This is a genomic window from Kutzneria viridogrisea DSM 43870, from assembly GCF_000525635.1.
GTDB lineage: Bacteria > Actinomycetota > Actinomycetes > Mycobacteriales > Pseudonocardiaceae > Kutzneria > Kutzneria viridogrisea.
Genome location: NZ_CP007155.1, coordinates 150,014 through 174,298 on the forward strand (window position 1 = coordinate 150,014; position 24,285 = coordinate 174,298).

The following is a 24,285-nucleotide window of genomic DNA, read 5'->3' on the forward strand; positions in this document are numbered from 1 at the left end:
CGTCGCTAGCGTCCGCCGGTGAGCGCCGCCCGGCCGCTGCCCCGGTGCCCGGCGTCGCGCTGGTTCGGCGCGCTCGGGTTCGGGCTCAGCGACAGTCCGCCGCCGAACCGGCCGGACCCGGTCCACCTCGGACCGCCGACCAGGTCCCCGACCAGCCCGTTGCCGCTGGAGTCGATGATCGGGTTGCCCTGCTCGTCGAAGTGCAGCAGAGCCAAGGTGTTGCCGTCAGGGGTGTACGGACCGGTGGGCACGCCCTCCCAGGTGCGGGCGATGTCGGAGCTGCGCACCTCGTCGATCTGACCGCCGAAGAAGTAGCCCTGGCCCAGGTACTGCGGGTTGTGGGCGCCCACGGCGAGCGGTTCCCCCGTGCGCTGCACGGACAGGCCTACCGCCGGGACCTCCTCGGTCTTCGCGCCGTTGATCCACAACGCCAGGGTGTTGCCGTCGTAGGTCACCGCGGTGTGCGTCCACGCGTTGGCGGGCACGGTGGCCTGGGACTGCACCGTGATCCAGTTGCCCGAGGTGGTCAGGAACTCCCCGTACAGGTGGCCGCCGCGCAGCCACAGACTGCTGGTGGTCTTGGACACCAGGCCCACGTACCGCTTGTCCACGGTCCGCTGGTCGGGCCGGATCCACGCCTCCAGGGTGAACGCCTTGTCCGGCCGGTTGAGCACGGGGCTGTTGAACAGCTCGCCGTACTGCGGGCTGGGCAGGGTCTTGGCGATCTCGTCGAACTCCCCGGTGACCCGGCGCACGTCGGCGTCCCGCGCGGCCACCGGTGAGGGCCAGAACGACTGGTCGAGCAGGTACAGCAGGGTGCCGATCATGATGGGCGCGTTGGTCCAGCCGGTCTCCACCGCGTACGGGCCCCAGCCCACGTCGGCCCCGCTGCCGTAGTACTCCCAGTTGCCGTAGTCGAAGGCGCGCATCCAGGTGCCGTTGAGCGTGGGGTCCGCGCTCTGGATCTGGATCCTGCTCAGGTAGTCGATCAGGTTCAGGTCCAGTGCGCGGAACGTGCCGATACCCGTTGCCTTGTAGGCGATCCACAGGTTCATGGCGAGGAACCCGGTGGTGTAGAGCTGGTCGGTGACCTTGTCCCCGTTCTGCTGGATCACCGTGCTCTCGTAGGTGCCGTAATCCTCGTTGCTGCGCGGGTTGACCCCGTCCCATTCCGGGATCGCCCCGGTCGCCGGGTCCTGCAACCTGGCGTAGAAGGACGCGAAGTCGGACAGCACCCGGTAGTACTTGCCGTTCCCGGTGTAGTGGTAGGCGGCGGCCAGCACGAGCAGTGCCCGGCCGTACTCCTCGGAGCGGCTCTTCTCCATGCCGATGTTGGGCAGTTGGGACAGGAAGAAGTCCACGCTGTTGAGCGCGGTCCTCAGGTACTTCTCCGCGCCGGTCGTGGCATAGGCGTAGAACAGGGCGGCGGCGGCCATGCTCTGGTAGTGCGGGTCCGAGCCGAACTGCGGGCTCACCGCGAGGTGCGCGATGAAGTCCCAGCTCACCCCGAGCATGTCGGTCCCGGGCCCGACGTAGGGCTGGATGCCGTCCGCGCGGGCGGTCCGGTTCAGGCTCTCCACCGAGCGCAGGGCCTGCACCATGTGCCGGTCGTTGGGCACGATCTGGGCGTACACCTGGGTGAGCAGGCTGATCCAGCCCTCGTCGTCGCGGAACACGTACTCCTCGGGGGTGTGCGCCCCCGGCCAGTAGCCGCGGGTCTCGAACAGCCCGTACAGCGCGTCCTGGGTCGGGATCTGCATCCGCCCGTACACCTGGTCCATGATGTTGGAGGCGGTGTTGGTGTACTGGCGGTTGCCGGTGAGCTGGCCGTAGAGCTGGAACGCGTAGGCGGTCTCGGTGACCCCGTCCCCGCGGATGTCGGGCTTGAACGGGTTGCGCCCGTCCGGCCCGATCTCGGAGCTGAACCCCTCGGCCACGGCGGCGGACCCGTCGCCGCGGCCCAGCATGACCCCCGACCGCTGGTACCAGTCGACCGCCTTGGCCAGCATGGAGCGGTAGGCCTGGTCGCGGTGCTGCACCGTGATCGGCACGGTGGTCGCGGAGATCGAGTTCTGTGCCCGCACGGTGAACACGTGGGTGCCGGGGGCGAGGCTGACCTGCGGGGCGGCCAGCGCGCCGTTGGCCGCCGAGCGCGGGGCGGGCAGCGGCTGGCCGTCCAGGGTGACCACCAGCGACTGGTCCCTCGGCGACTCGATGTTCAGCGTGACCGGCGTGTTCGGCTCGGCCCAGACCCTGGGCGTGGTGTACGCCTTGATCGGGGCGTAGGCGCGCAAGGCCTTGCCGCGCACCGAGTCCGGCAGCAACTGGACCGCGATGTTGACCCACAGCTGCTGCCAGCGGGCGCTGAGCACGTAGCGGCCCTGCAGGTAGTTCGACATCGCGCTGGTGGCGTAGAACAGCTGCCCCGGCCCGTGGTCGGCCACGATCAGCGCGGGCCGGGCGTCCGCCGAGGGCCCGAACACGGCGGTGCCGACCCCGGCCACCGTGCCGTAGCTCAGCGGAACCGAGGAACCCTCGGGTGCGCTCATCGGCAGGTAGTACGAGTTGTGCTCGTCGAGGATCGCGTTGTTGCCCAGGCCGTTGCCGAAGGCCGAGTCCCCGCTGACGTAGACCCGGGGGAAGGTGGCCAGCACGGGGGAGACGGCCGACTGGACCATCGCCCCGGTGTCGCCGGTGGCGAACTCCACGTAGACCCGCTTGCCCTGGTCCATGAAGCGGGCGAGGTTGGCGGCCGCGGCGCCGCCGAGCTGGGTGGGGCGGGACGGGTAGCCGTCCGCGGTGACCAGCACCGCGTCCACCCCGTCCAGTGAGGTCGAGCCGAGTTGGCTCAGGGGTCTGACCACGGTGTTGACGTTGATCTGGTTGAACAGCCGGGTCATGTCCTCGGTGTGCGCCCCGCCGAACACGGCGACGGTGGCCACCGCCTCGGCGGGTGCCGCGGACGCGGCGGGTGCCAGTGGGATGCCTGCTGCCAGTACCAGCACGGCTGCCGCGAGCGTTCCTGTCGGGTTGGCCATCGCGCATCCCCTTCCCACGGCCTCGGGCCGTCTAGTCGACCCTTCCGCGCAGATCCAGTTCGATCTGCTCCAGCGAGCGGCCTCTCGTCTCCGGGATGAGCGTCGCCGTGAAGATCACCATCACCACGCACAGACCGGCGTAGAGCCAGAACGTGCCTGCCGTGCCGAGGCTGGTCAGCAGGGTGAGGAAGGTCAACGAGACGAGGAAGTTCATGCCCCAGTTCGCGAAGAGAGTGGCGCTCATCGCGGTCCCGCGCACCTGCAACGGGTAGATCTCAGCCGGAATGATGAACACGACCACGTCCAGGCTCGCCGCCACGGCCGCGATGTAGACCACCACGCAGACCAGCGAGATCGTGGTCGCCGCACCCGAGCTGCCCAGCAGGGTGATCGAGCCGGCCATGACGATCAGCGCCACCGCCATCACGGCGACACCGACCAGCAGCAGCGGGCGCCGCCCGACCCGGTCCACCAGCGCCATGCCGACCACGGTCATCAGCAGGTTCACCAGGCCGATGCCCACGGTGGCCAGGATCGCCGCGGAGGTGCCGAGCCCGACGTTGGAGAAGATCGTCGGCGCGTAGTAGATGACCGTGTTGACCCCGGTGGCCTGGCCGAGGATCTGCAGGCCGATGCCCGCGATCAGCGCGGGCCGCAGCCACCTGCCCGCCAGTTCGCGCAGCCGGACCCTGCCCTCGGCGCGCACTGCGCGGATCCGCTCGATCTCCTGCTCCGCGTCCGCGGTGCGGTCCACCAGCCCGAGCACCGCGCGGGCCTGGTCGAGGCGGCCCTTGCTGACCAGCCAGCGCGGGGTCTCCGGCAGGAAGTACATGCCGACGCCGAGCAGCACCGAGGGCACGACGGCCACCAGGAACATGGCCCGCCAGTCCCGGTTGGCCGCGAAGGCGTAGTCCACGGCGTAGGCCACCACGATGCCGATCGTGATCATGAGCTGGTTCACCGCGACCAGGCGCCCGCGCAGGTGGGCGGGGGAGACCTCGCTGATGAACACCGGGACCAGCGCCGAGGCCGAGCCGATCGCCAGTCCGAGCACGCCCCTGGCCAGTACCAGCATCTCCGCCGAGGTGGCGGTGCCCGCGAGCACAGCGCCGACCGCGAAGACCACGGCGGCACCGATGATCGCGACCCGTCTGCCGTACCGGTCGGCGAGCGGGCCCGAGCCGAGCGCGCCGAGCATGGCGCCGACCAGGATCGCGCTGACCACCAGCCCCGAGCTGAGCGGGGTGAGGCCGAACTCGTCGGTGATGAACAGCAGCGCGCCGGAGATGACACCCGTGTCGTAGCCGAACAGCAGCCCGCCGACGGCCGCGACGGTGGCGATCCCGTACACGACCGAGCCAGGGCGGGGGCGCTCTCGCTCTGTGGCCATCGTGGGCCTCCCTTCCACTCAATGGTTCGAGAAGGTCCCCAGATTGGTCCGTAACAATCTATACTTCGAACCTGTACAGAGCGCAACGCCGCCGTTCGTGTCTGGATTGGTACGTACCTATATGACGATTGGTAGCAACGTTCCGAAGTACGAGCGGCTGCGCAGGCGGCTGCTCGCCGACGTGGAGAAGCTGCCCGCGCACGAGGCGCTGCCCACGGAGCGTGACCTGGCCGCCCAGTACCGGGTCAGCAGGGCCACCGTGCGGCAGGCGCTGGACGAGCTGGCCAAGGCGGGTGCGCTCTACCGCGTGCAGGGTGCGGGCACCTTCGTGGCCGACCAGGTGATCTCCAAGTCGGTCTCGCTCACCTCGTTCAGCGAGGACATGGCGGGCCGGGGCCTGCGGCCCAGCTCACGGGTGATCACCGCGGACCGCATCCCCGCCGACGGCCCGATCCGGGAGGACCTCCAGCTCGGACCGGACGAGCAGGTGGTGCGGCTGGTCCGCGTGCGGCTGGCCGACGAGGTGCCGATGTGCCTGGAGATGGCCTACCTGCCCGCCGGGCGCGTACCGGACCTGCTGGAGCAGGAGGTGGGCGGCTCGCTGTACGAGATGCTGGGCGCCGAGGGCAGGCCGGTGGTGGCCGACCAGGTCGTGGAGGCCGTGGTGCTCGGTGAGGGCGACGCCGCGCTGCTGGGCGTGCCGCCGGGCACGGCCGCGCTGCGCGTGCTGCGCCTGGCCAGTGATCTGCGCGGGACCCCGGTGGAGCGGACCGTCAGCATCTACCGGGCCGACCGCTACGACATCCGGTTCACGGTGACCAGGGAGCAGCCGTGACGGCGCGCTGGGCGGTCGGCGTGGACGTGGGCGGCACGAAGATCGCCGGTGCCCTGGTGGGCGCGGACGGGGTGGTGCGCGGGCGCACGGTGGTGCCGACCCCGGCGCGCGACGGGGCCCGCGCCGTGCTGGCCGCCATGGCCGAGCTGGTCCGGGCCCTCGCGGCGGGCACACCGGTCGTGGGGGTGGGCGTGGGCACGGGCGGCGTGGTCGACGCCGCGACTGGCACGGTGCTGTCGGCCACCGACCTGCTGCCGGGCTGGGCGGGCACGGATGTGGCCGGGGAACTGCGTGCGCTGACGGGGCTGCCGGTCCGCGTGGACAACGACGGCAACGCGCTCGCGCTCGGGGAGCACCACTTCGGCGCGGGGCGCGGGCTGCGCGACGGGGTGTACGTGACGGTCGGTACCGGGATCGGTGGCGGCATCGTGCTCGACGGGGTGCTGCGGCGTGGCGCCACGCACAGTGCCGGGGAGCTGGGGCACCTGCCCGTGCCCGGGGCCGAGGGCCGTCGGTGCAGCTGCGGGGCCACCGGCCACGTGGAGGCCGTGGCCTCGGGTCCGGCGATGACCAGCCGGTACCGGGAGGTCACCGGCGAGCAGGTCACCGACCTGCGTGCGATCGCCGAGCGCGCGCTCGCGGGGGAGCAGGCCGCCTCGGCCGTGCTGGCGGAGGGCGGGGCCGCACTGGGTGCCGCGCTCGCCGGGCTGGCCAACGCGCTGGACCCGCAGGTGGTCGTGCTCGGCGGCGGGGTGGCCGAGATCGGCGAGCCCTTCCTGGGGCCGGTGGAGCGCGCGCTGCGCTCGGCCGCCCTGCCCGGACCGTCCCGGGTCGCGCTGCGGCCCGCTCTGCTCGGCACCGACGCGCCACTGGCAGGCGCGGCCGTACTCGCATTCGAAGGAGAGCGATGAAGGAGAACCTGCTCGCGGCGATCCGCGGCGGCCTCGTGGTGTCCTGCCAGGCCGCCGCCGGGCTGCCGTTGCACGGACCGACCTTCATGGCGGCGATGGCCAGGTCCGTCGCGCCCGCGGGCGCCGTGGGCATCCGGGCCAACGGGGTGGCGGACGTGCGCGCGATCCGCTCCGTGGTGACGCTGCCGCTGATCGGGCTCTGGAAGGACGGTGACACCGGGGTCTACATCACCCCGACCGCGGGGCACGCCCGCGCGGTGGCCGAGGCGGGCGCCGACGTGGTCGCCGTGGACGGCACTCTGCGGCCCCGCCCGGACGGCCGCGGCTTCGCCGACACCGTGGCCGCCGTGCACGAGCTGGGCAGGCTGGTGATGGCCGACGTGGCCACCGTGGACGAGGGGCTGGCCGCCGAGCAGGCAGGTGCCGACCTGGTGTCCACCACGCTCTCCGGCTACACGGGTGGCCCGGTGCCCACCGGGCCGGACCTGGACCTGGTCGCCGAGCTGGCCAAGCGGCTGGCGGTGCCGCTGGTCGCCGAGGGCCGTATCGCCAGCCCCGAGCAGGCCCGCCGGGCGCTGGAGGCGGGGGCGTGGTCGGTCGTGGTCGGCTCCGCCATCACCGCGCCGCAGACGATCACCGCCCGGTTCGTGGACGCGCTGGCCGCGCGCTGAGCCCGCGCAGGGTCGCGCGGTGGTGCCGCTACCCTTGGCACCGTGTCCACGAAGTCGTTTAGCGGTCGTGCTCTGATCGTGGTACCCGCTTGGAACGAGGAAGCAGCCGTCGGGGAGACCGTGCGCGAGATTCGCGCCGCCCTGCCGGACACCGACATCCTCGTGGTCAGCGACGGGTCGACCGATCGCACGGCCGAGGTCGCCAAGCGCGCTGGCGCGCTGGTGCTCGACCTGCCCTACAACCTCGGTGTCGGCGGCGCCATGCGGGCCGGGTTCCGCTACGCCGTCCGGCACGACTACGACGCCGCCGTCCAGGTCGACGCGGACGGCCAGCACGACCCCACCGAGGTGCCCGCCCTGCTCGCCGAGCTGGGTCGGGCCGACGTGGTGATCGGCGCCCGGTTCGCCGAGGGCGGTGGCGAGTACAAGGCGAGGGGCCCGCGCAAGTGGGCCATGAGCGTGCTGGCCGTCGTGCTGTCCTGGGTGGCCAAGACCAAGCTCACCGACACCACCTCCGGCTTCAAGGCCTCCGGCCGCCGCGCGCTGCCGCTGTTCGCCGAGTACTACCCGGTGGAGTACCTCGGTGACACCATCGAGTCGCTGGTGATCGCGGTGCGCGCGGGCTGCGCCATCGTCCAGGTGCCCGCGCACATGCGCCCGCGCCGGGCCGGTACGCCCAGCCACAGCCCGATCAAGTCCACCGTCTACCTGTTCCGCGCCGGGTTCGCGCTGCTGCTGGCGTTGATCCGCAAGTGGAACGTGTCCGTGCGCAACGAGGAGCCCGCCGTCGCCGCCGGGGTCGGCCTGGTGCAGAAGGAGGCGGCGAGGTGAACGGCACGACCGCCTACATCGTCGGCATCATCGGCAGCGTCATCATCCTGGGCCTGATCATCGAACTGCTGCGCAGGCGCCAGCTCACCGAGAAGTACGCGGTGCTCTGGCTGGTGATCGGCATCATCATCCTGGTGCTGACCTGCCTCGGTCAGGACGGGCTCACGATGCTGGCCCACTCGGTGGGCTTCTACGTGCCCTCGAACCTGTTGTTCTTCCTGGCGATCCTGTTCCTGCTCGGGGTGACCCTGCACCTGTCCTGGGAACTGTCCAGGGTGGAGGACGAGACCCGCAAGCTGGCCGAGGACCTGGCGATCCTGCGCCTGGAGGTCGAGCAGCTCACCGAGCAGCGGCAGGGCGAACGCAGGGAATGAGCAGCACCCACGTGGTGGTGATCGGTGGCGGGATCGTCGGTCTCGCCACCGCGCACGAGCTCGCCGTGTCCCGAGGACACCGGGTCACGGTGCTGGAGAAGGAGAACGACTGGGCCGCGCACCAGACCGGTCACAACAGCGGTGTGGTGCACGCGGGCCTCTACTACAAGCCCGGCTCGCTCAAGGCCAGGATGTCCGTGGCGGGCAACAAGTCCATTGTGGACTTCGCGCGGGACAACGGGATCGCGGTCCAGGTCTGCGGCAAGCTGGTCGTGGCCACCGAACCCGGTGAGCTGGACCGCCTGCGGGTGCTGGCCGAGCGGGCCGCGGCCAACGGGGTGCCCGCCAGCTGGCTCACCCCCGAGCAGGCCCGCGAGTTCGAGCCCGAGGTGTCCTGCCTGGCCGCGCTGCGCGTGCCCAGCACCGGCATCATCGACTACCCGGCCGTGGCCAGGGCGTTCGTCCGCCGCCTCACCGAGCGCGGCGCCGACCTGCGCACCGCGAGCCCCGCGCTGGGCATCCGCTCCCGCGCCGACCGGGTCGAGGTCGCCACGCCCGGCGGTGTGCTGCGGGCCGATGTCCTGGTCAACTGCGCGGGCCTGCACAGCGACCGGGTCGCCGAGCTGGCCGGGGTCCGCCCGCAGGTCCAGATCGTGCCCTTCCGCGGCGAGTACTACGAGTTGCGGCCCGAGCGCGCCCACCTGGTGCGCGGGCTGATCTACCCGGTGCCCGACCCGGCACTGCCCTTCCTTGGCGTGCACCTGACCCGTGGCATCGACGGCGGGGTGCACGCGGGCCCCAACGCCGTGCTGGCGCTCAGCCGCGAGGGCTACCGCTGGCGGGACGTCTCCGTGCCCGACCTGGCCCGTGCGGCCGGGTTCAGCGGCACCTGGCGGCTGGCCGCCAAGTTCCCCCGCGTCGCCGTGGACGAGATGCGCCGCTCGGTGTCCCGCAAGCGGTTCGCGGCCAGCCTCGCCCGGCTCGTGCCCGCCGTGGGCGCCGCGGACATCGTGCGCGCGGACGCCGGGGTGCGGGCCCAGGCCGTGCGGCCGGACGGCTCGCTCGTGGACGACTTCTGGTGCCAGACGGCCGCCCGCCAGGTGCACGTGCTCAACACCCCCTCGCCCGCGGCGACCAGTTCGCTGGAGATCGCCCGCCACCTCGCCGACCTCGCCGAGGAACAGGTTCAGTAGTCCTCCGCTGGTCGGCGGTATCGCCGTTGCGTGCATTCCGCCGAATGGTCGCTGGGGCCTTGGGCATAAGGGGTTAATTTCCAGTCGATCGCTATTTTAGTTGTGTCCAGAAATAACGATCGCGTTTCTTGGGGCTCCTCGCTGACCTGCCATGCAACGCGGGGCGGTGCCGCGCGTCCTCTACATAGATAGCTGGTGGCGGGACTGTAAGTGGAGCCAAATCAGGTCCCGCACTCACCGGCTCTATTTGTCGATCCTTTTTGTCGGCGGGAATCCCGTGGGGGGACTCTGAAGTGCTGTCTGAATACTTTCTTGTTGCCGTCTATCTTGTTGTGATCGCGGTACCGGGCCTGCTGCTCGGTTTCGCGGGCGGTTTGCGCGGGTGGCTGCTCGCCGGTGCCGCCCCACTGCTGACCTACGGGGTGGTGGGCGTGTTCGGCCCGCTGCTGCCGAAGTTCGGCATCGACTGGTCCCCGGTGACGCTGGCGTTGAGCACCGCGGTCCTGGCGGCACTGGTGTTCGGTATCAGCACCGTGCTGCGCGGTCGGTTCGAGGTCGCCGAGCAGCGCGCTCCCTGGCGGCTGGTCGACCACCTCGGCGTGCTGGCGGCCCTCGCGGTCGCCGGGCTCGTCGGCCTGTTCGCGGTCAAGCGCGCGTCCAACGGCTTCACGCTCGTGCCGCAGTGGTGGGACGCGGGCTACCACGCCAACGCCATCCGGTTCATCGCCGACACCGGCAACTCGTTGCCCTCGGCGCTGAAGGTGCTCAGCCACCCGGACGTGTCCAGCTACTACTACCCGAACGCCTACCACGTGCTGGCCGCGACGGTCCGCCAGCTCACCGGCGCGGACGTGGTGGCACTGCTGGACATCAGCAACGGCGTGGTCGTCGGGTTGTTCGCGCTGGCCAGCATCGTGATGGTCAGGCAGTTCAGCAACAGCCCCGCGCTGTGCGCCGCGGCCGGGGTGCTGTCCTGCGCCGTCACCTCCTTCCCCTACGACGTCATCGTGTGGGGCCCGATCTTCCCGTTCGTCGCGGGCGTGGCGTTCATCCCCGCGTTCTTCGCCGTGTTCGGCCGGATGCTGGACACCCGGTCGGCCGGTGCGCTGCTGCTGACCGCCGTGACGATGGTCGGCCTGCTCGCGGTGCACCTGAGCATCGCGCTGGCCGCGTTCGTGATCGGCCTGTTCCTGTTGGCACAACGGTGGATCACCAACCGCAGGACCGCCCTGCCCGACCTGGCCCTGCTCGGCGTGCTCGGCCTGGCGGCCGTTCTCGTCGGCGCCTTCCAGTTCTCCGCGATCCTGCAAACCGTGGCCAACGCCGGTGACGTGCTGTGGCCCGCCACGTACTCACCCGGCGACGCGGTGGGCAGGCTGCTGACCTCCTCCAAGAGCCGGGACCTGCCGCAGTGGTGGTTCACCGCACTGCTGCTGCTCGGCCTGATCGGCTTGCACAAGGCCAAGTTCCGCTCGATGCTCTGGTGGCTGCTCGGCGGCTTGGCCTTCACCGGACTGACCGTGCTGGACGCCGGGTACGACACCACGCTCTCGCACGTGCTGAACTCCCCGTGGTGGAACGACTCCTGGCGGCTGGCCGCGATCGCCACGCTCGGCCTGATCGGGCTGGCCGCGATCGGCCTGGTCACCCTGCGTGATGCGCTGATCTCCTTGCTGGGCAAGGTTTCCGCGGGGTTGAAGGACCGGCCCGCGCTGACCGGGCCGGTGGCCGTCGGCCTCGTGCTGGTGCTGCTGGGACTGCTCACCCACGGGCTGTACCTGGGCCGCAACACCGACCGCCTGCGCGACCTGTGGCGGGACGGCCCGGTGGTGGACAACACGAAGATCCAGGCCCTGCACTGGATGCACGACAACATCCCGCAGGGGGCCGTGGTGGCCAACGACTCCCACGACGGTTCCACCTGGATGTGGGCCATCGACGGGGTGCGACCGCTGTTCGGATCAGCGCAGATCGGTCCGCAGGAGCAGACGGCCGACGGGCTCAACCGCACCACGGTGCTGGACAGGCTCAACGAGCTGGACGGCAACCCCGAGGTGCGCAAGGCCTTGCAGCAGTTGAAGGTGCGCTACGTGTTCGTCGGTGAGGGCAGCGTGGACGGTGCCGGCGGACGGGCGAAGGGCTTCCGCGACCTGGAGCAGGTCAGGTCCCTGCGGCCGATCTTCCACAACGCGCGGGCCACGGTCTACCAGCTCGCGGACTAAGCAGGTTGCCAGAAGTTGTGTCTGTAACTCGCGTGAGTTGACCTTGCCGTGAACGTGAAGAGCCTCGTCGGGTTGGATTCGGTTACCACACCAGACTCCACCACGACGAGGCCTCCACCAGTATGCGCCCCGCGCATGTCTACGCCGACTTGACCCCTGCCCAGCACCTCGAACTGGTCACCGCGCTGCACGGACCCTGGCGAGTCGCCACCCGCATCGTCATCGTCTTGCTGTCCGCGTCCGGGATGAGCGCGCCCGAGATCGCGGAACTTCTGCACTACGAGCCGGTCACGGTGCGCCGCTGGATCACCCGACACACCCGCGACGGCATCAACGGGCTACCCGACCGACCCCGCAGCGGACGCCCCCGCCTGGGCAGCCCCACGCTCGGACACCGCATCCACACCCTGCTGCACACCCCGAAAGCCTGGACCACCGCACGACTGTGGCGCGCCGCCCGACGCCCCGAAATGAGCCTGCGCACCTTCTACCGGCGACTGCGTGAACACGCCAGGTGGCGGCGTCCCCGGCTGATCGCCAAAGGCGACCCCGACCACGACACGACCTGCGCCACGATCCAGGCCCGCCTCGCCGCACTCCCCACCGGCTCCGTGGTTCTGGCCGAGGACGAAACCCACCTCGACCTGCTGCCGCGGGTCCGATCGTGCTGGATGCCCACCGGCCTGCGTCACCGGATCCTGACTCCCGGCAGCAACATCCGCCGCACCATCCACGGCGCGATCGACCTCACCACCGGCGCCTGGCACCACCACGTCTCCGTCAAGAACGTCTCCGTGGTGTTCTGCTACTTCCTGCAACAGGTACTCGACGCCTACCCCGACGCCCCTGTTGTCGCGGTGATCTGTGACAACGGCGGCACCCATCACAGCGGGATCACTCGCCGCTGGCTGGCCGAACACCCGCGCCTGTTACTGATCGAGGGCGCGAAATACAGCCCGCAGGACAACCCCGTCGAACGCGTCTGGGCCGGCCTCAAGCACCACATCGCCAACACCGCGCCAGCCACGATGGCCGGCCGCGTCCGACAGGCACACGCCTACTTCCGCGACCGGAGCACCGAACAGAACCTGATCACCGCCGCGCCCTGGACCAGCCCCTGGCTACCCGAAGGTTTCGGACAAGACTTTTGGCCACGTGCTTAGAGGGCGGGCGGCCTTGTCATGAAGGTGCCCTTTGAGACGTTCAACGTCGTGAAGGGCACCTTCATGACGCCGGCCCACAAGAAAGGCCCCGGCCGAGTGGCCGGGGCCTTCCCGTTGCGGTGCAAGCAGATCAGCAGTAGCCCAGCTGCGACAGGGTGTCGGCGATCAGCTCGGAGGGCTGGTACTTGTCCAGTGCCGAGGGGCGGCGCCGGGACTCCGGGTCGCTGAGGAACTCGCGCAGCGGCTCGGTGCGCATCCCGGTCAGCAGGATGTTCTCGCCAAGGCCCTGGTGCCGCTCGGTGCGCTCGCGGTGGATCGCGCAGGGCACGCCCAGGTAGGCGCACTCCTCCTGCAACCCACCGGAGTCGGTGACCACGAACTTGGCGCGGGTCAGCACCGGCAGGAAGCCCAGGTAGCGCAGCTTCGGCCGCAGGATGAACCGGTCCTCGTCGAAGAGTCGGTACAGGTCCAGGGACTCCAGCCGCTCGCGCTCGTGCGCGCCGACCAGGTACAGCAGCGGCAGCCGGGCGCTGGCCTCACGCAGCAGCTCCAGCACCTCGCGGAACTTCTCCGGGCGCTGCAACAACTCGAAGCGGTGCAGGGTGACCAGCCCGAACTCGGCGGGCAGGTCGTCCACCGCGGGGGTGGTGCCCTCCGCCAGCCGCAGCGCGTCGATCACCGTGTTGGCACCGGTGTCCACCACGACGCCCTTGACCTTGCGCAGGTTGTGCACCTCGCGCGGGGTCGGCGCGAAGTGGATGTCCACCAGGTGCGCGGCGATCCGCCGGTTGGCCTCCTCCGGCAGCGGGCTGAGCAGGCTGCCGCTGCGGGTGCCCGCCTCCACGTGCGCCACGCGGGCGCCCAGGATGCGGCCGATCAGCGAGCCGTACGGGGTGGTGAAGGTGTCCCCGTGCACGACGACCAGGCCGGGCTTGCCGTCCTCGGTGAGCACCTGGCGCAGGTGCTTGCGCTGGGACAGCACGGACCTGGCCACCGACATCGCCCAGCCGGGTACCTGGGAGGGCTTCTCCAGGTTGCGGGCGGTGCCCTGCGGGACCAGCCACAGGTCGGGAGCGGGCAGCCGGAGGTCGTCGAGGGTGTCGGCGACCTCGTCCACGTGCTGAGCGGTGAACCAGAGCTTCGGCTTGCCGCCCCTGGCCACGACCGCGTGGTACACGGGGGCGATTTTGATCAGTTCGGCAGTGGTGCCAACGATGAAGGCAATCACGGATGGGGACCCTTAAGCCGGGGACCGGGGTACCGGGAGGATACTGTCAGGTGTGATGAGCTGGAGCAACTCACCTGACAACCAGGAAAGCCTAGCAGGGCGGCTGAGCCTGAGCGTGGTGATCCCGGTCTTCAACGAGGAGCAGTGGATCACGCGTTCCGTCACGGCCCTGCTCACGGCCGCCGAGAAGGCGTCCTGGCCGATCGAGGTCGTGCTGGTCGACGACGGCAGCACCGACGACACCCCGGCCCGGCTCGCCGAGCTGTCCGCGCAGCCCGGTGTCGTGGTGGTCACGCAGGCCAACTCGGGCCGGTTCGCCGCGCGCCAGGCCGGTCTGCGCAGGGCCTCGGGAAGCCAGGTGCTGCTGCTGGACAGCCGGGTGATCGTCGACCCCGATTCCCTGTCCTACCTGCGGGAACAGCTCACCCAGCACCCCGACCGCGTGGTCTGGAACGGGCACGTGAACGTGGCCACCGACGGCAGCCCGTACGGCGCCTTCTGGTCCGGCCTGGTCACCGTGGCCTGGCGCCGCTACCTGGCCAAGCCGGAGCTGATGTCCTTCGGCGCCGAGGACTTCGACGCCTTCCCGAAGGGCACCGGCTTCTTCACCGCCCCGCGCGAGGTGCTGCTCGCGGCGGCCCAGTCGTTCTCCTCGCTGTTCGACGATCCCAAGCTGGCCAGCGACGACACCCGGATGATCCGGTCGATCGCGGAATCGCACCGAATTCACATCAGCCCCTCGTTCAGTGCCGAATACCACAGCCGCGATTCGCTCCAGAAATTCGTGCGGCACGCGTACTTCCGCGGCACCACATTCATCGACAGCTATCTGGACTCGCCGGGACCGGTGCGCAAGGCCGCCGCGGTCGCCGCCGCCGCCGGGGTCGGCGGGCTGGTGCTGCTGGTCAAGCGGCCCAAGACCGCGCTGGCCATCGGCGTGGCCGGTTCGGCCGCCGCTGCCGCCGTGGTGCGCCGCAGCGGGGGCAGCACCGGGCAGGCCAAGGCGGTCGGCACGCTGCTGCCGCTGTTCGCCGCCTGCTTCGGTGCGGGCGCGGTGCGCGGCCTCACGCTGGCCGTGCGGAAGCGGCTGGGCAAGTGAGCTTGGCCGCGGAGGACGCTCCGGTCAGCGGCAAGTCGGTCGGCACCGTCTCGATCGCGATCCTGGTGGCGACGGGCCTCGGTGCGGCCATCACCCTGGCCTTCCCCCGGCTGCTCCCGGCCACCGAGGTCGAGACCTTCCTGGCCTTCTGGGGCCTGCTGATGGGGCTGGGCTCCGCGCTCAACCCGTTGGAGCAGGAGGTCTCCCGGCTCTCCGCACTGGCCAGGGGCGAGGGCAGGCCCACCAGCGGGGCCGCGTTGCAGACCGCCGCTGTCGCCGGTGGCCTGATCATCCTGGTCTCGGTGCTCGTGCTGCTGCCGCCGGTCACCAACCGCCTCGTCGGCGGGCACGGGGAGCTGGTGCTGATCGCGGTCGTCGGCGGGCTCGCCTTCACCGCGCAGTACTGCGTGCGCGGGCTGCTGGTCGGTCAGGACCGGATCCGGCTCTACGGCGGCATCATCGTCACCGAGGCGCTCATCCGGCTGGTGCTGATCGGCGTGGTGGTGCTGGCCGGGCTCACCGGGATGGTGTGGCTCGCGGTGGCGGTGGCGCTGGGCTCCTTCGCGTGGCTGGCCTTCGCGGTCACCTCGGCGCGGCTGGTGGACTGGCGCGGCGGCTGGCAGCCCTGGCGGGCCGTGGCCGGGCGCATCGTCATCCTGATGATCAGCGCCGGGCTGACCGCCTGCGTGATCACCGGTTACCCCGTGCTGGTCAAGCTGCTGGCCTCCAGCGGGGAGAGCACCGCGGTCGGCGCCCTGTTCTCCGCGCTCACCCTGGCCCGGCTGCCGTTGCTGCTGTTCTCCCCGGTGCAGGCCATGGCGGTGCCCGCCGTGGTCCGGCTCTCGCACAGCGAGGACGGCCGCAGGCAGCTGCGAGCCCTGTTGGTCAAGATCGTGCTCGGCGCCCTCGGGCTGGCGCTGGTCGGTGCCGCGCTCGGTGGGTTGATCGGCCCCTGGATCCTGTCGGTGATCTACCCGAACCTGGCGCCGGTGGCGGGCTGGGCCGTGGCCGGGTTGGTCTGGTCCTCGGTGCTGATGGCCGCGGTCCTGCTGTTCGCCGCGGTCATGGTCGCCAACACCCGGGTCGACCACGTGCTCATCACCTGGGGCGTGGTGGTCGCGGTGAGTGCGTTGCTGCTGCTGTTCGCCCCCGGCGACACCGTGTTCAGGGCGGTGCTGGGGCTGGCCGTCGCGCCGACTGCCGGGCTGGGCGTCGCGGTGGCGCTGGTGCTGCGCCGCCGCTGAGCGGGACTCGCTCACCGCCGGACGGGACTCGCCCGGCGGTGAGCGGGACTCAGCAGGCGGTGAGCTGGTACAGCTTGCTGGAGCCGTCGCTGTCCACGAGCCGGAAACCGGGTCGGTTGCCCGGGTCGGCGATGCCCGGGTACAGCTGCTTCGGCGCCTCGATCCAGGGCCAGAACAGGCCCTTGCCGATCAGCATGTAGTTCACGCCCAGCTGCTTGGCCACCGTGCACACCTTGGGGTCGCGGCCCGCGTCCACCAGGTGGTCGGCCAGGTACTTCTGCGGTTCGGGCACGTCGAAACCGAGCTGCGGGGACATGACCCGGCGGCCCGTGGTCGCCCAGAGCAGGGCGCTGCCGTCCCACGGGTCGTTGGCCACCACGGAGCCCGCCGGGATCTTGTCCTTGACCCGCTGGAAGAACGCCAGCTCCGAGTCGTCCACGAGCGTGAAGTCCGGGTTGCGGCCCTGGGTCTGGTAGACCGGCGCGAGCACGTCCGCGTGCTCCCTGGCGTACAGCCCGCCGGTGGCCGCCACGACCACGGCCGTCAACCCCGTCGCGAGCCACGGCACCAGCGACGGCCTGGCCTTCAGCAGGGCCGTGGCCGCGCAGACCAGTGCGGCCACGGCCAGCGGCACGCCGGTGATCGGCAGCATCGCGGCCAGCCGGAACGAGTCGTTGTACCAGTAGCCGGTCAACCGCTGGCTGCCGTGCGCGTTCACCGAGGCGGTCAACACGTAGAGCACGCCGGACAGCGCGTGCGCGCAGACCACCCAGCGCAGTGCGGGGCGCCGGATCGACAGCACCGCGCCGACGACCACCAGCACGGAGACCACCCACAGCGCGGGCTTGAGGTTGGGCGAGTTCAGCAGCACGTCCCGTGCGGCCTCCAGCGGGGACTCGAAGGGCGGCCAGTAGGTGCGCCGCACCGGCAGGAACACCGGGGTCGTCACGACCCACAGCCCGACCAGCGCGTAACCGAGGAACACCAGCAGCAGGTCGATCGTGCCGCGAGCGCCGCGACCCTCGGCGCGCAGTCGTGCCCTGCGCCGCAACATGCCCGCCATCACCACGAAGAAGCCCAGTGCCGCCATGGTGAACACCACGTTGGGGTGGGCCAGTCCGGCGCCCGCGAAGCAGAGCGGCAGCAGCAGCCAGGCCCGGCCCCTGCCGATCACGTCCTGTTCGGCCACACCGGCGATCGAGGCGGTCAGCGCGAGGCCGACCGGGGCCATCGCCATGCCCAGGGTGTTCGGCCACAGCACGCCGAAACCGAGCAGTCCCCACGGGAACGCGGTGAAGGCGATGCTCAGCACGCCGGTGCAGACCATCGCGGCGGGCGAGCGGCCGAACAGTTGGCGGGCCAGCAGCATGCAGCCGATCGGCCAGGCGACGAGCGCGGCGATCCCGGCGAGCAGGTTGGTTGCGGCGGCGATGGACGTGCCGGTGCTGAGCACCACCAGCGAGACCAGGTCGTGCCAGGCGGCCGGGTAGAAGGCGCCGGTGACACTCGGCGAGGTGATCGAGCCCAGGGACAGCGAGGAGGCGTTGCCGGTGTCCAGGATGGACGCGACCACGTTGTAGTGGAACACCGAGTCGAAGGACTGAGCCAGGGTCTCCACCCCGCCGAACCCGGGCACCAGGCCGAACGCGCCGAGCACCGCGGTCGGCACCAGCACGAGCAGCGCGGCGCCGAGCACCCAGCCCGGATCCGGTTCCCGCCGCGCGGTGCGGCGGCGCAGCAGCAGACTGCCGAGCCCGGCGAGCAGGGCGAGCACCAGGTGCACGCCGATCACCAGCGGCACCGACCAGTGCACACCGGCCTTGCCCGCGGCCACGGCGGTGAAGGCCGTGACCGTGATCGTGATGGTCGGCGCGGTCGCGAGCGCGGCGATCCCGCGCAGGCCGAGGGCGTAGCTGACCGGGAGTCCGGGCAGGATCAGCCAGGCCGCGCACACGAGCACAACCGGCACAGCGTCGAGCCAGGTCATGGGGGACCGCTCCATCAGCATCGGTGGCCGTCAGGCCAGCGCCGAAGCCACGTCCAGGTGGAAGGGCAGTCCGAAGTGTATGAACCCGCGACCTGCGAGGATTTCCGGGTTCAGCCCGTGCCGCAGGCGGTGATCCGGAACAGCTTCATCGGGCCGTCGGAGTCCAGCAGCTGGAAGCCGGGGCGCCTGCCCGGGTCGATCGTGCCCGGGTACTGCAACCGCCTGCCGTCGGCCGACCAGAACGTGCCGTCCCCGATCACCAGGTAGCCGACGCCAAGCTGCTTGGCGTACCGGCAGACCTGCGGGTCCCGCGCGACGTCCACCAGGTGCTGGGCGAGGTAGGTGTAGGCCGGGTTCGAGTCCAGCAGCAGCTGCGCGCCGATCGTCTTGCGGCCGATCAGCGAGGGCATCATGACCGTGCCGTCCCAGGGGTTGTTGGCCACCATGGCATCGGCCGGGATCTTGTCCTTGATTCGCTGGAAGAAGGCGAGTTCGCGGTCGCTGACCAGTGTGCTGTCGGCGGAGCGGCGCGCACCGGCGTAGATCGACTTGATCGACTCGGCGTGCGCCCCGAAGTACAGGCCCTTGGTGGCCACCACGAGCAGCGCGGCGAGGACCACGGTCAGCCCGGTGACCGAGCGCAGCAGCCCGCCCAGTCGCGGCAGCTTGCCCCACTCCGTGGTCTTGGTGGCGGCCCACAGCAGCGCGGCCACCACCAGCGGCACGCCGGTGATCGGCAGCATGGCGGCCAGCCGGTACGAGTCGTTGTACCAGAAGCCGGTGAACTTGGCGGTGTCCGGCCGGTTCATCGAGGCGGCCACCACGAACAGGAAGATCGACAGCGCGTGCCCGGCGACCACCCAGCGCAGCGCGCGGTAGCGCTTGGCCAGCACGATGCCGACCAGCACCACCGCGGACAGCGCCCACAGGGCGGTGCGGTTGTTCTGCGCGTTGAGCAGCGCCTCGCCGACCGCCTGCGCGGGCGACTCGAAGGGCGGCCAGTAGGAGCGGCGGATCGGCTCGAACACCGAGGCGTGCGCCGCCCACCACCACACCGCGCCGAAGAGCACGACCACCACCACCGGGCCGACGAACGCGCGCGCCCTGCGGCCTTCCCGGTACAGGCCGATCGACCGGCGCAGCGCACCGGTCAGCACGGCGAAGAAGCCGATCCCGGTCATGCTGAACACCACGTTGGGGTGTGCCAGGCCGGCGGCCACGTAGCTGATCCCGAGCAGCGGCCAGGCGCGCGCCTTGCCCAGCGCGTCGTCGGTGGCCAGCCCGGACAGCGAGAGCACCGCGGCGATGCCGATCGGGGCCACGGTCATGCCCAGGGTGTTCGGCCACAGCACGCCGAAGCCCAGCAGGCCCCACGGGAAGGTGCTGAACGCGATGCTGACCACCCCGGTGCAGGCCATCGCGGCGACCGAGCGGCCGATCACCTGGCGGACCAGCACCATGCAGGACAGCGGCCAGACGACCACCGCGAGCACCCCGGCCATCAGGTTGGAGGCGGCGGGGATGCCCGCGCCGGTGCTGAGCACGGCGAGCGAGACGAGGTCGTGCCAGGCGCCGGGATAGAAGCTGCCGCCGAGGCCGGGCAGCCCGAGCGTGCCGAGGGTCAGCGAGGACGCGTTGCCGCTGTCCAGGATGTAGCCGACCGCGTTGTAGTGGAAGACGGTGTCGAAGGTCTGCGCCAGCTCCTCGGGGCGCCCCATGCCCTTGACCAGGATCACGCTGCCGATCACCAGTACCGGCACCAGGCCGAGCAGGGCGGCGACCAGCAGCCCGCGCGGGTCGGCCGGGCGGACCACCTGGAACCGGCGGCGCAACAGCAGGGCGCCCAGTCCGACGAGCACGGCCAGCCCCAGCACCGACACCAGCGGCACCCAGACCGACCAGCCGATGCCGAGCTTGTTGGCGGCCACGGCGGACACGCCGGTCACGGCCACGGTGACCGCGGGGGCCACGCCCACCGCGGTGATGCCGCGCAGTCCGGCCAGGTAGGTGACCGGGAGTCCGGGCAGGATCAGCCACGCCGCGCACACCAGTGCCAGGGGCACCGCGTCGAGCCAGGTCATGAGAGGTTTCGCTCCATCGCCGTCCGTAGGCCAGTGGCCTGCTGCCCCGCACACGTGCGGGGTTGCGGCCCCCGGAAGTCGTGCACACGGACCGCGGATCTCCCGGCACCGGGCCGGGCCTCCCCCGGGACAGGACGATACCTGGACGATCAGACGGACCTGCCCGCGCGGAGGCGGTCGGCACAGCCCCTGGGGTGGGCCGCGCCGACCGCGGTGTGGTGTCCGGGCATGGGGATGCCGGTCACCGTGCATTCTGGAATGGGCGCGCGAAATCATTCCCAACGGCATTTCCTGCCGCGTGAATGAGCGGATAAGCGCAGGTCTTTGCTGCTAGACTGCGGAGTTGTGTTGTACCGCTCACCAGAACTGTGCGGGCCCTCCCCCCGAGTCCATCGGGATGCCCCCCTGGCACCCCGATGGACGTGACCCAGCATAGAGCAAGGCCAGGTCAGGCTGTCAAGTAAAGTTGCCTGAACACGTGTCCCGGTGAGGAGCCCCACATGTCCCCTGCTGGCAGCCAGCGCACGCTCGCGCAGGCCCTGACCACTCTGATCGCCAAGAAGGCGGAACGGGACGGCGAGGCCAGCGTCGCCGACCAGGCGATCGGCGAGGCCATCGGAAAATCCAGGACGACCGTCTGGAAGCTGCGCACCGGCCAGGAGGTCAATCCGAAGATCGAAACGCTGGAAGCGCTCGCGAAGTACTTCGGCGTGAAGGTCACCTATTTCCTCGACGACGAGAAGGCCGCCATGGCCGACGAGCAGCTCGACGCGCTGGCCGCCGCCCGCAGGTTGCAGGAGGCGGCCGAGCGCAACGGGGTCCGCGGGCTCAACGCCCGGCTCGGCAGCCTGTCCCCGGACGGGCTGGCCGCCGTCGCGCAGCTGATCGAGAAGCTCGGCGACTCGGAGGGAGTGCGCCATCGGCCAGGCGGCTGACCTGCGGCGGATGATCGACCGCACCCTGGACGAACTGGACTGGTCCACGCCGTTCGACGTGGACCACCTGCTGGACCAGATCGCCGAGCGCAGGGGCAAGGCCATCTCCCTGCTGCCCGCCCCGCTGCCCCGCGACGGCGCGGGCGGACTGGTGATCGAGCGGGAACGCGACATCGTGATCGTCTACGACGAGGCCCTCGCCCCGCTCCAGCAGGAGCACGTGGTCATGCACGAGGCGGCGCACGTGCTGTTCGCGCACCGCGGCGTGACCCTAGAGGACCTCACCGACGAGGAGCTCACCGAGCTGGACCCGGACCTGGTGGACAGCGCGCACCGCTTCGCCAAGCGGGACGGCTACTCCGGGCTGGACGAGAAGGTGGCGGAGATCACCGCCGCGCTGATCTGGCTGCGCGCGGGCGTGTCCCGCAGCATGATCCCGGTCCGGCACAGCAGTCCCGAGGTCGCCGCGGCCAACGAGCGGTTCGTGGCCGCGCTGATGCGCCGGGGGACCAGGTGATCGACTACGTCATCCAGGTGACCGCGGCCATCGCGGCGCTGTGCGCGGGCTACATGATCCGTTCGCTGGTGCGCAACCCGCGCAACCCCGCGCTGTGGGGCGCCGTGCTGGCCATGGTGTTCCTGGTGCTGGGCATCCTGCTCGGCGTGGCCGGGTTCGGCGCCCAGCGCAACGTGCCGCTGCACCCGCTGGACTGGTGCGTCTCCGTCGCCTCCCACGTGGCCACCATGACGGGCGGCTACATGGCGGTCCTGCTCTTCCTGTTCTCCATCAACGAGCGCGCCACGGCCTGGCGCAAGGCGCGTCGGCACGGGTTGGTGCTGCTGTGCGCGGTCGTGCTGGCCGTGGGCTTCGCCTCGCTCGCCCCGCCGATGGACTACACGGAGGGCTTCTCCGCCCGCTACGCGCACGCGCCGTGGACCTCGGCCTACATCATGGTGTTCACCCTCTACCTGAGCACCGCGGTCGGCACGATCGCCGTGCTGTCCTGGCGCTGGTCGCGGCTGTCCACCGAGCCGTGGATCCGTCGCGGCATGGTGGTCGGCGGCATCGGCGACTCGATCGCCGTCGTGTACTGCTGCTTCAAGGTCGCCTACATCGGCACCTCGGTGATCAGCGGGGCGGTGCTGTTCAAGGAGGGCGACGTCACCGCCTGGTTGATCGGCGCCGCCCTGCCGATGGGCCTGATCGGGCTGACGGTGCCCGGCTGGGGACCCGCACTGTCCGCGCTGGGCCGCTGGCTGCGCAGGCACCGGGCGCACCGCGCGCTGCACCCGCTGTGGCACGCGCTGACCGAGCCGTTCCCGCACGTGCGCATGGGCCTGGACCCGTCCCGGTTCAGCGAGTGGCTGGACCGCCGTTTCCCCGGCAACCGGCTCGCGCGGCGGCTCGGCACCGCGTGGAACGAGCGCTGGGCCCCGCACTGGGCGGACATGGACCTGAGGCTGCACCTGCGGGTCGTGCAGATCTGGGACGCTCGCCGCGCGCTGCTGGACCACTGCGACCCGGCCGTCTACCAGCGGGCGCTGCCCGGCGGCCCGGACCGGGCCGAGGCCGAGATGCTGGCGGGTGCGCTGCGCCTGCTCCGCGCCGGGGACCCGCCGCCCCTGGGCGACAGGTCGGCGATCCCCACCGGCTCCGACTCCACCGACCTCGCCGAGAACGTGCGCTGGCTCAGGCGTATCTCACGCCGCTACCGCGCGCTCACTCCGGCGTGACGCGGCTCACCGCTGCCGTCATTTCCCGCAGGTGTCCTCGCGGTTGCCACTTTCGGTCAAATCACATCCGAGTTCGACCACGTTGGGTAGTTGACTGAGGTAGGGTCCTTGCGGCGGCCGCTGTGTCGTGGCAAAACCGGGTTGCGGTAGCCTGGCTCGCCGTGAGCTTCTCGGGCTATGACCTGATCATCGTCGGTTCTGGATTCTTCGGCCTCACCGTGGCCGAGCGAGCTGCCACGCAGCTGAACAAGCGCGTGCTGGTGCTGGAGCGCCGCAATCACATCGGTGGAAACGCGTACTCCGAAGCGGAGCCGGAAACCGGGATCGAGGTGCACCGCTACGGGGCGCACCTGTTCCACACCTCCAACAAGCGGGTGTGGGACTACGTGAACCAGTTCACCGAGTTCACCAACTATCAGCACCGGGTCTTCGCGCGCTACCGCGACCAGGTGTATTCGTTCCCGATGAACCTGGGGATGATCAACCAGTTCTTCGGTCGTTCGCACACCCCGGACGAGGCCCGCGAGCTGATCGCCAAGCAGGCGGCCGAGATCGACTCGGCGGACGCGAAGAACCTCGAGGAGAAGGCGATCTCGCTGATCGGCCGTCCCCTGTACGAGGCCTTCGTGCGCGGCTACACCGCCAAGCAGTGGCAGACCGACCCGAAGGAACTGGCCGCGGCGATCATCACCCGGCTGCCGGTCCGCTACAACTTCAACAACCGGTACTTCAACGACGCCTACGAGGGCCTTCCCGTCGACGGTTACACCGCCTGGCTGGAGAAGATGGCCGACCACCCGAACATCGAGGTCCGGCTGGACACCGACTACTTCGAGGTGCGCGGCCAGATCCCCGAGGGCACCCTCACGGTGTTCACCGGCCCGCTGGACAAGTACTTCGACTACAGCGCGGGTGAGCTGGGCTGGCGCACGCTCGACTTCGAGACCGAGGTCCTGCCGGTCGGCGACTTCCAGGGCACCTCCGTGATGAACTACAACGACGAGGGCGTGCCCTACACCCGGATCCACGAGTTCCGGCACTTCCACCCGGAGCGCGACTACCCGACCGACAAGACGGTCATCGTGCGCGAGTACTCGCGGTTCGCGGAGTCGGGCGACGAGCCCTACTACCCGATCAACACCGAGGAAGACCGGGCGAAGCTGGCCGCCTACCGCGAGCTCGCCAAGCGCGAGGCCGCCGAGCGCAAGGTGCTCTTCGGTGGTCGGCTCGGCACCTACAAGTACCTTGACATGCACATGGCGATCGGCTCAGCGCTGAGCATGTACGACAACAAGATCGCTCCCTACCTGACCGAAGGCCGTTCACTGGACGGCTCACTGGAGGACTGA

19 protein-coding genes are annotated in these 24,285 nt (G+C 70.6%); 14 read left to right on the forward strand and 5 right to left on the reverse strand.

All coding sequences use genetic code 11. From position 1 onward, the window contains the following. Positions 1 to 5: 5 nt before the first annotated feature. Together KALB_RS00735 and KALB_RS00740 are read right to left on the reverse strand one after the other, a co-directional pair. On the reverse strand, positions 6 to 3,038 hold the full coding sequence (locus KALB_RS00735; RefSeq protein ID WP_025353813.1) for a LamG domain-containing protein: 3,033 nt from the start codon (positions 3,036 to 3,038) through the stop codon (positions 6 to 8). 31 nt (positions 3,039 to 3,069) lie between these two features. Beyond that, entirely contained in the window at positions 3,070 to 4,428 is a 1,359-nt protein-coding gene (locus KALB_RS00740; RefSeq protein WP_025353814.1) for a sugar porter family MFS transporter, read from the reverse strand. Positions 4,429 to 4,549: 121 nt separating this feature from the next. Here KALB_RS00740 and KALB_RS00745 point away from each other — a divergent pair, with 121 nt between their 5' ends. The 8 genes from KALB_RS00745 to KALB_RS00780 all read left to right on the forward strand — a co-directional run bounded on the left by KALB_RS00745 (position 4,550) and on the right by KALB_RS00780 (position 12,628). After that, positions 4,550 to 5,263 (forward strand): GntR family transcriptional regulator, encoded by a 714-nt coding sequence (locus tag KALB_RS00745; protein ID WP_025353815.1) that lies wholly within the window; start codon positions 4,550 to 4,552, stop codon positions 5,261 to 5,263. Beyond that, on the forward strand, positions 5,260 to 6,174 hold the full coding sequence (locus KALB_RS00750) for an ROK family protein (protein WP_025353816.1): 915 nt from the start codon (positions 5,260 to 5,262) through the stop codon (positions 6,172 to 6,174). Before KALB_RS00745 ends, KALB_RS00750 begins: the two co-directional genes overlap by 4 nt. Beyond that, on the forward strand, positions 6,171 to 6,845 hold the full coding sequence (locus KALB_RS00755) for an N-acetylmannosamine-6-phosphate 2-epimerase (protein WP_025353817.1): 675 nt from the start codon (positions 6,171 to 6,173) through the stop codon (positions 6,843 to 6,845). Before KALB_RS00750 ends, KALB_RS00755 begins: the two co-directional genes overlap by 4 nt. A 42-nt stretch (positions 6,846 to 6,887) precedes the next feature. Further along, entirely contained in the window at positions 6,888 to 7,676 is a 789-nt protein-coding gene (locus KALB_RS00760) for a glycosyltransferase family 2 protein (RefSeq protein ID WP_025353818.1), read from the forward strand. Next, complete coding sequence (locus KALB_RS00765; protein ID WP_025353819.1) at positions 7,673 to 8,050, forward strand: DUF2304 domain-containing protein; 378 nt, start codon at positions 7,673 to 7,675, stop codon at positions 8,048 to 8,050. Before KALB_RS00760 ends, KALB_RS00765 begins: the two co-directional genes overlap by 4 nt. Beyond that, positions 8,047 to 9,243: an L-2-hydroxyglutarate oxidase gene (lhgO, locus tag KALB_RS00770; protein WP_025353820.1), complete on the forward strand. Its 1,197-nt coding sequence runs from the start codon at positions 8,047 to 8,049 to the stop codon at positions 9,241 to 9,243. Before KALB_RS00765 ends, lhgO begins: the two co-directional genes overlap by 4 nt. A 332-nt stretch (positions 9,244 to 9,575) precedes the next feature. After that, a complete protein-coding gene (locus KALB_RS00775; RefSeq protein ID WP_025353821.1) occupies positions 9,576 to 11,465 on the forward strand; it encodes a DUF6541 family protein in 1,890 nt (629 codons plus the stop codon). Between the two features lie 122 nt (positions 11,466 to 11,587). After that, a complete protein-coding gene (locus tag KALB_RS00780; protein ID WP_025353822.1) occupies positions 11,588 to 12,628 on the forward strand; it encodes an IS630 family transposase in 1,041 nt (346 codons plus the stop codon). A 130-nt stretch (positions 12,629 to 12,758) separates the two neighbouring features. On the opposite strand, the gene KALB_RS00785 is transcribed toward KALB_RS00780, so the two are convergent. Beyond that, positions 12,759 to 13,856: a UDP-N-acetylglucosamine 2-epimerase gene (locus tag KALB_RS00785; RefSeq protein ID WP_025353823.1), complete on the reverse strand. Its 1,098-nt coding sequence runs from the start codon at positions 13,854 to 13,856 to the stop codon at positions 12,759 to 12,761. Between the two features lie 55 nt (positions 13,857 to 13,911). Between KALB_RS00785 and KALB_RS00790 the strand changes: the two genes are divergently transcribed. Further along, positions 13,912 to 14,955, forward strand: coding sequence for a glycosyltransferase family 2 protein (locus KALB_RS00790; protein WP_025353824.1), 1,044 nt, complete (start codon positions 13,912 to 13,914; stop codon positions 14,953 to 14,955). Continuing rightward, complete coding sequence (locus tag KALB_RS00795; protein ID WP_051912899.1) at positions 14,952 to 16,199, forward strand: hypothetical protein; 1,248 nt, start codon at positions 14,952 to 14,954, stop codon at positions 16,197 to 16,199. Before KALB_RS00790 ends, KALB_RS00795 begins: the two co-directional genes overlap by 4 nt. A gap of 49 nt (positions 16,200 to 16,248) precedes the next feature. Here KALB_RS00795 and KALB_RS00800 read toward each other — a convergent pair whose 3' ends face one another. Together KALB_RS00800 and KALB_RS00805 are read right to left on the reverse strand one after the other, a co-directional pair. Beyond that, a complete protein-coding gene (locus KALB_RS00800; RefSeq protein WP_148309310.1) occupies positions 16,249 to 18,186 on the reverse strand; it encodes a DUF6541 family protein in 1,938 nt (645 codons plus the stop codon). A gap of 110 nt (positions 18,187 to 18,296) precedes the next feature. Next, on the reverse strand, positions 18,297 to 20,267 hold the full coding sequence (locus tag KALB_RS00805) for a DUF6541 family protein (RefSeq protein WP_025353827.1): 1,971 nt from the start codon (positions 20,265 to 20,267) through the stop codon (positions 18,297 to 18,299). A gap of 500 nt (positions 20,268 to 20,767) precedes the next feature. On the opposite strand from KALB_RS00805, the gene KALB_RS00810 reads away from it, so the two are divergent. From KALB_RS00810 to glf, 4 genes are all read left to right on the forward strand, one after another. Continuing rightward, positions 20,768 to 21,202 carry a helix-turn-helix domain-containing protein gene (locus KALB_RS00810; RefSeq protein ID WP_025353828.1) on the forward strand — a complete coding sequence of 145 codons (435 nt, stop codon included), beginning with the start codon at positions 20,768 to 20,770 and terminating at the stop codon, positions 21,200 to 21,202. A gap of 10 nt (positions 21,203 to 21,212) precedes the next feature. Then, positions 21,213 to 21,719 (forward strand): ImmA/IrrE family metallo-endopeptidase, encoded by a 507-nt coding sequence (locus tag KALB_RS43535; RefSeq protein WP_025353829.1) that lies wholly within the window; start codon positions 21,213 to 21,215, stop codon positions 21,717 to 21,719. Further along, positions 21,716 to 22,936 carry an MAB_1171c family putative transporter gene (locus KALB_RS00820; RefSeq protein ID WP_025353830.1) on the forward strand — a complete coding sequence of 407 codons (1,221 nt, stop codon included), beginning with the start codon at positions 21,716 to 21,718 and terminating at the stop codon, positions 22,934 to 22,936. The genes KALB_RS43535 and KALB_RS00820 overlap by 4 nt, the downstream gene beginning before the upstream one ends. Before the next feature lie 161 nt (positions 22,937 to 23,097). Continuing rightward, positions 23,098 to 24,285 carry a UDP-galactopyranose mutase gene (gene glf / locus KALB_RS00825; protein ID WP_025353831.1) on the forward strand — a complete coding sequence of 396 codons (1,188 nt, stop codon included), beginning with the start codon at positions 23,098 to 23,100 and terminating at the stop codon, positions 24,283 to 24,285.